Here is a 6,000-nt window from a genome sequence, read left to right on the forward strand (position 1 = left end):
GCCGCGGATACGCGGCGCTGCCCGGCGACCGCGGTGGATGCGCACCGGCGGCGTGCGGCAGCCGCGGACACGAACCGGCGCCCGTGCTCGGCACGGGCGCCGGTCGTTTCCCCGCGGTGGTCGGCCGCTCCCCCGGGTTCTTTCGGCGGCGCTCCTCATGAGCTCCCGCCGGTGGGTCTCCCGGGGGTTGTTCCGGTGGTCAGCCGCCGAGCCGGCTCGGCGGTGGGTTCAGCCGCCGAGCTGGCCGGCGCCGGCCGCGATGTCCGCCGCGAAGCGGCTCACCTGGGTGTAGACGCCGGGCTTGCCGGGCCGGGCGCAGCCCTCGCCCCAGCTGACTATGCCGACCTGGATCCAGGCGCCGGATCCGTCCCTGCGGAACATGGGGCCGCCGGAGTCGCCCTGGCAGGTGTCGACCCCGCCCTGGTCCATGAACCCGGCGCAGATCTCCTCGCCGGGGACCAGGTCGGAGTAGGCGCTCCGGCAGGTGGTGTCGTCGACGAAGGGCACGGTGGCCTTGAGGAGGTAGCGCTGCTGGCCGCCGCCCTCACGGGCCGCGCCCCAGCCGGCGACGGTGAAGTCGCCCTGGTCGTAGGCGGTGGTGCGGGCGATGGGCAGGGTGGGCAGGTCGACGGGCCGGGCGAGCTTGATCAGCGCCCAGTCCTTGCCGGTGCCGTTGTAGCCGGGGGCCTGGAGGACCCGGGTGGACTTGACCTTGATGGCGCCGGCGGCCTGGAGGTCGACGACGCCGGCGGTGGCGGTGATGCTGCTGTTGCTGCCGGAGCCGTTCACGCAGTGGGCGGCGGTCAGCACGATGGTCTTGGTGTAGAGGGCGCCGCCGCAGCCCATGGACAGGCGCACCATCCAGGGGAACTCGCCCTGGGCGGCGCGGGTGCCGCCGACGACGGGCGGGGTGGCGGTTCCGGTGGCGGGCCGGGCCTGGGCGGTGCCCGGCTGGAGGGTGAAGGCGGCCAGCAGGACGGCGCCGGCGGCGAGGGATCTCTTCAGGGATCTGGCGAGGGTCTTCAACGGAAGTCCTTTCGTGGGGGGGTCTCCCGCATTCTTGGCAGGCTCATGCCAAATCAGGAGTCCGGAAGGGACCGCCGAAGGGGTTCCGTTTGGGTGACGGCAGCACACCGCAGGCGTTCCGGACCCTGGGGGATGAGTCCACAAGACGCGCCCTTGGATTATGAGGAGAGAGTGACGTACGCAACAAGAGCCGCCAACAAGCCATTTCTGAGCGCCATTTCAGGCCAATACCACCCGATGCCGCATTCCGTCCGCTATGGGCCGGCCGACCGTACAGTTGACCTGTGGGAACGGGAACGGGCAGCGACGTGGTGCACGGCTTTCCGCACATCGAGACCGTGCGGTCGGCCATCACCGCGCTCTACCAACGGCTCTCCCACGACACGGTGCAGAGCTTCCCCGCGAGCGTGCTGCCGGCCGAGGTGGCCTTCGCCGACGCCGACGACCTGCACCTCGGCGCCCAGCGGGTGGCCCGCGCGATGGTGCAGCATCTGCGCCTGCCGGAAGCGCGCATCATCGTGAGCTTCCGCGACATGCACCATGCCGCGAACGTCGAACTCACCGCCGGTCCGGAGTACTTCGTCGAGCTCAACAGCCGGTTCCGGGACCACCGCCGGGACATCGGCGCGGCCCTCGCCCATGAGGTGACGCACATCTATCTGCACCGCCTGGACCTGTCGTTCCCCGGCACGCGCGACAACGAGATCCTGACGGACACCGCCGCCACCTATCTCGGGGCGGGCTGGCTGCTGCTGGACGCCTTCCGCGAGGACGCCGTCACCTCGCAGAAGCTGGGGTATCTCACCCCGGAGGAGTTCGGGTACGTGCTGGCCAAGCGCGCCCGGGTCTTCGGAGAGGACCCGTCGCCCTGGTTCACCAGCCCGCAGGCGTACACCGCCTACACCGCCGGCCGCGCGCTCGCCCGCCGCGACGAGGAGCAGCCCCCGCTGACCGCCGGCGGCTGGTCCGGGCGGCTCCGGTACGCCCGGGAGCGCCGGGCGGCCCAAGGCGGGCGGTCCGTTCCGCCGCCGCACGGTCACGGCGGCCGGGCCGCGCACCCGCCCGGTGGCGGCTACCGCTTCGAGGGCGGTTCCCCGCTGCGGGTGACCTTCCCCTGCCCCACCTGTCTGCAGCGCGTCCGGGTGCCCGTCCGCGGGCGGATGCGGGCGCGCTGCGGGCTGTGCCGCACGGTGCTCGACTGCGACACCTGACCTCGGTACCGGTGCGGCGGGGGCTCCGTACCCGTGCGGCGTCCCCGCTCGCCACCGGGGTTCCACGGGGCGGGGAGCGGCCCGGGGCCGATTCGCATCCCCTGCCGGGGCGGAGCAACCTGGATAGCAGGTTGGAGGTCTCCGATGAGCACGCTCGAAGAGCAGATCGACATCGACGTCCCCGCGCGGGTGGCCTGGGACCGTCTCCACCGTGTCGAGGACTACCCGCGGTTCGTGGGCGGGGTCCGGGAGGCGCGGACGGAGGGCAGGCACCGGGCACACCTGGACATCCACGCCGGGGACCGGGTCTACGAGCTCGACGCCGAGATCCTCGACCGCGGCCAGGGGCGGCTGATGATGTGGCGCACCATGAACGGCGCCCCGCATCTGGCGGGCACCTTCTCCGTCCTGCCGCTCGACCCCGAGCACACCCGGATCCAGGTCCGGGTGGAGTACGACCCGGACACGGTCAAGGAGGAATTCGGCGGGCCGAAGGGATTCGCGCAGGCCAGTGCGATCGAACGACTCGTACGGAACGACCTCCGCCAGTTCAAGGATCTGGCGGAGAAGGAGCGCACCGAAGGGAAGGGCGAGCCATGGCCACGACAGAAACCATGAGGGCCCGCGACGTCATGCACCAGGGTACTCAGTGCGTCGGGGAGAACGAGACACTCCTCGACGCCGCGCGTATGATGCGCGATCTCGACGTGGGGTGCGTCCCCATCTGCGGTGAGGACAACCGGCTCAAGGGCATGATCACCGACCGGGACATCGCCGTCCGCTGTGTCGCCGAGGGGATGTCCCCGGGGGGCGTGCGGGCCGGAGCCTTCGCCGGGCAGCTGTTCTGGATCGACGCGGACGCCTCCATCACCGAGGCCCTGGAGACGATGGAGACCCACCAGATCAAGCGGCTGCCGGTGATCGACGTACGGGACGGCCACCGGCTGATCGGCATGATCAGCGAGGCCAACCTCGCCCGGAACATCCCGGACGCCATGATGGCGGAGTTCGTCGAACGGGTCTACGCGGTCTGACGGGTCCACGCGGTCCGACGACGGGCCACGCGGTCCGGCGACGGGCCCGGCTCGGGCCGCTCACCCGGCTCCCGGGCGGGACGGCGGGGTGTCGATGTCCCGGCGGTCGTGGCGGCTCGCGTCGGAGCGCGCCGGCAGCGGGCCGGGCGCGGCAGGACAGCGGTCCGTCACCCCGGCGGCGGGAGGAACGATGCGATGGGCTGCGGTGGCGGCGGCCGCGCTGCTGGCGCTGGCCGTGGGGACGGCGGGCTGCGGCAGCGGCGATTCCGCCGCGCCTGCGGGTGACGCGCGCTTCGAGGCCCGGGCCGACCGGATCGAACGCGACTGGCCGGACGTCGTCCCGGTGCCGGGGCGCCATGCCGGTCTGCTCCCGCTGGAGGGTGCCGAGCACCCGAGCGGCGCGGCGGGGCCCGCGCTCACGGTCCGGGTGGGTCACGGGGCGTGCGTCACGGACTGGGGCGCCCGGGTGCGCGAGACGGACCGGCTCGTCGTGGTGGCGGGCTGGGAGAAGCCGAAGGACGTCGACGTCTGCACGGACCAGCTGCTCATCGACCCGGTCACGGTGCGGCTGCGGAACGCGGTCGGGGACCGCACGGTGGTGGACGCGGCGACCGGGGAGCGGCTGCCCGTGCGGTGAGCCGGGCCGGGGCCCACCGGCCCGCGGGGTGGGCGGGGGGCTGGTGCGATGAGCGGGGCCGTGCCGCGCGGGTTGCGGATGGGCCGGGGGCCGTGGCCTGCGGGGTGGGGGTTCCGGAACGCATATTTACGGCCCTGGGGGCCACAAATACACGGAAGCTTCCGGAACCCCCACCCCTCCGGCCCCGGCCCCCTCCCGCGCATCGGCAGCTTGCGGTGAGCGGGCGGGCGGAATACCGGCAGAGCACCGCACCGACCGCCCCCGGACAGCCCACGGCGCCTGCCTACGGTCGGGGAGACAGGCGCCGCGGATTGTTCCGTACGACGTTGTACGGGACACCTCGGGACGGAACCGGGCTCGTGCGGTGAGCGCCGGCTCCGTGGCCGGAGGCGGTCGGACGGACGGGGGCTCAGACGGTGAGCGACCGGTCCGTCGGTCGGATGGGGGCGGGCAGGGCGCTGTGGCCGGTCAGGAAGCGGTCGACGCCCTTGGCCGCCGAGCGGCCCTCGGCGATCGCCCACACGATGAGCGACTGGCCGCGGCCCGCGTCACCGGCGACGTAGACGCCGGGCACGTTGGTCGCGAAGTCGGCGTCGCGGTCGACGTTGCCGCGGGCGTCCAGCTCCAGGCCGAACTGCTGGACGAGGCCGTTCTCCTGGTCGGTACCGGTGAAGCCCATGGCCAGCGTGACGAGCTGGGCCGGGATCTTCCGCTCGGTGCCCGGCTTCGGCTCCGGCTTCCCGTCCTTGAACTCGACCTCGACCAGGTGCAGGAACTGCACGTTCCCGTCCTCGTCGCCCTCGAAGTGGGTGGTGGAGACGGAGTAGACCCGCTCACCGCCCTCCTCGTGCGCGGAGGTGACCTTGTAGAGCATCGGGAAGGTCGGCCACGGCTGATTGGCGTTCCGCTCCGTGCCCGGCTTGGCCATGATCTCCAGCTGGGTGACGGAGGCCGCGCCCTGGCGGTGGGCGGTGCCGACGCAGTCGGCGCCGGTGTCACCGCCGCCGATGACGACGACGTGCTTGCCCTCGGCGGTGATCGGCGGGGCGACGAAGTCGCCCTCCTGCACCTTGTTGGAGAGCGGCAGGTACTCCATCGCCTGGTGGATGCCGTTCAGCTCGCGCCCCGGCACCGGCAGGTCGCGCGCCGTGGTGGAGCCGGCCGCGATGACCACCGCGTCGTACCGCTTGCGGAGCTTCGCCGCGTCGATGTCGCGGCCGATCTCCACCTCGGTACGGAACTTGGTGCCCTCCGCGCGCATCTGCTCGATGCGGCGGTTGATGTGGCGCTTCTCCATCTTGAACTCGGGGATGCCGTAGCGCAGCAGACCGCCGATGCGGTCGGCACGCTCGTACACCGCGACCGTGTGGCCGGCCCGGGTCAGCTGCTGGGCGGCGGCCAGGCCCGCCGGGCCCGAGCCGATGACCGCGACGGTCTTGCCGGACAGCCGCTCGGGCGGCTGCGGGGTGACGTCACCGGAGTCCCACGCCTTGTCGATGATGGTGACCTCGACGTTCTTGATGGTCACCGGGGGCTGGTTGATGCCCAGCACGCACGCCGACTCGCACGGAGCCGGGCACAGCCGCCCGGTGAACTCCGGGAAGTTGTTGGTCGCGTGCAGCCGCTCGCTCGCCTCGGCCCAGTCCTCGCGGTAGGCGTAGTCGTTCCACTCGGGGATGAGGTTCCCCAGCGGACAGCCGTTGTGGCAGAACGGGATGCCGCAGTCCATGCAACGGCTGGCCTGCTTGCTGATGATGGGCAGCAGCGAGCCCGGCTTGTAGACCTCGTTCCAGTCCTTGACGCGCTCCTCGACGGGACGCGTCTCGGCGACCTCGCGGCCGGTGGTGAGAAAGCCCTTCGGGTCAGCCATGGGTCGCCGCCTCCATCATCTTCTCGTGGGTCTCGGACTCGGAGAGTCCGGCACGCTCGGCGGCGTCCTTGGCGGCGAGCACGGCCTTGTAGGTGGCCGGGGTGACCTTGCTGAACCGGGTGACCGCGGACTCCCAGTCGGCGAGCAGCTTCTCGGCGACCGTGGATCCGGTCTCCTCCTGGTGGCGGGGGGGGGGGGGGGGGGGGGGGAGGGTGGGGGGGG

At 72.4% G+C, this 6,000-nt stretch carries 7 protein-coding genes; 4 read left to right on the top strand and 3 right to left on the bottom strand.

What is annotated here, in order from left to right; all coding sequences use genetic code 11:
• Nucleotides 1-228 precede the first annotated feature (228 nt).
• Nucleotides 229-1,026, bottom strand: a complete 798-nt coding sequence (locus AC3EQ1_RS09975; protein WP_432093942.1) for a serine protease — start codon at nt 1,024-1,026, stop codon at nt 229-231.
• 284 nt (nt 1,027-1,310) lie between these two features.
• Here AC3EQ1_RS09975 and AC3EQ1_RS09980 point away from each other — a divergent pair, with 284 nt between their 5' ends.
• The 4 genes from AC3EQ1_RS09980 to AC3EQ1_RS09995 all read left to right on the top strand — a co-directional run bounded on the left by AC3EQ1_RS09980 (nt 1,311) and on the right by AC3EQ1_RS09995 (nt 3,908).
• Nucleotides 1,311-2,237, top strand: coding sequence for a hypothetical protein (locus tag AC3EQ1_RS09980; RefSeq protein ID WP_432093943.1), 927 nt, complete (start codon nt 1,311-1,313; stop codon nt 2,235-2,237).
• A 144-nt stretch (nt 2,238-2,381) separates the two neighbouring features.
• Nucleotides 2,382-2,855, top strand: coding sequence for an SRPBCC family protein (locus AC3EQ1_RS09985; RefSeq protein ID WP_432093944.1), 474 nt, complete (start codon nt 2,382-2,384; stop codon nt 2,853-2,855).
• The gene (locus AC3EQ1_RS09990; protein WP_432093945.1) at nt 2,834-3,271 is read left to right on the top strand and encodes a CBS domain-containing protein; all 438 of its coding nucleotides are present in this window, start codon (nt 2,834-2,836) and stop codon (nt 3,269-3,271) included. Before AC3EQ1_RS09985 ends, AC3EQ1_RS09990 begins: the two co-directional genes overlap by 22 nt.
• A gap of 190 nt (nt 3,272-3,461) precedes the next feature.
• On the top strand, nt 3,462-3,908 hold the full coding sequence (locus tag AC3EQ1_RS09995; RefSeq protein ID WP_432093946.1) for a hypothetical protein: 447 nt from the start codon (nt 3,462-3,464) through the stop codon (nt 3,906-3,908).
• A gap of 409 nt (nt 3,909-4,317) precedes the next feature.
• Here AC3EQ1_RS09995 and AC3EQ1_RS10000 read toward each other — a convergent pair whose 3' ends face one another.
• On the bottom strand, nt 4,318-5,778 hold the full coding sequence (locus AC3EQ1_RS10000; RefSeq protein ID WP_432093947.1) for a glutamate synthase subunit beta: 1,461 nt from the start codon (nt 5,776-5,778) through the stop codon (nt 4,318-4,320).
• The coding region (locus AC3EQ1_RS10005; protein WP_432093948.1) for a hypothetical protein at nt 5,771-6,000 on the bottom strand (230 nt) is incomplete at its 5' end. The genes AC3EQ1_RS10000 and AC3EQ1_RS10005, both read right to left, overlap by 8 nt.

The organism is Streptomyces sp. bgisy100 (assembly GCF_057709105.1).

Excerpts from the sequence above, each read along its gene's own strand:
- AC3EQ1_RS10000 (WP_432093947.1), bottom strand. The coding sequence starts at position 5,778 with ATGGCTGACCCGAAGGGCTTTCTCACCACCGGCCGCGAGGTCGCCGAG.
- AC3EQ1_RS09990 (WP_432093945.1), top strand. The coding sequence starts at position 2,834 with ATGGCCACGACAGAAACCATGAGGGCCCGCGACGTCATGCACCAGGGT.
- AC3EQ1_RS09995 (WP_432093946.1), top strand. The coding sequence starts at position 3,462 with ATGCGATGGGCTGCGGTGGCGGCGGCCGCGCTGCTGGCGCTGGCCGTG.
- AC3EQ1_RS09985 (WP_432093944.1), top strand. The coding sequence starts at position 2,382 with ATGAGCACGCTCGAAGAGCAGATCGACATCGACGTCCCCGCGCGGGTG.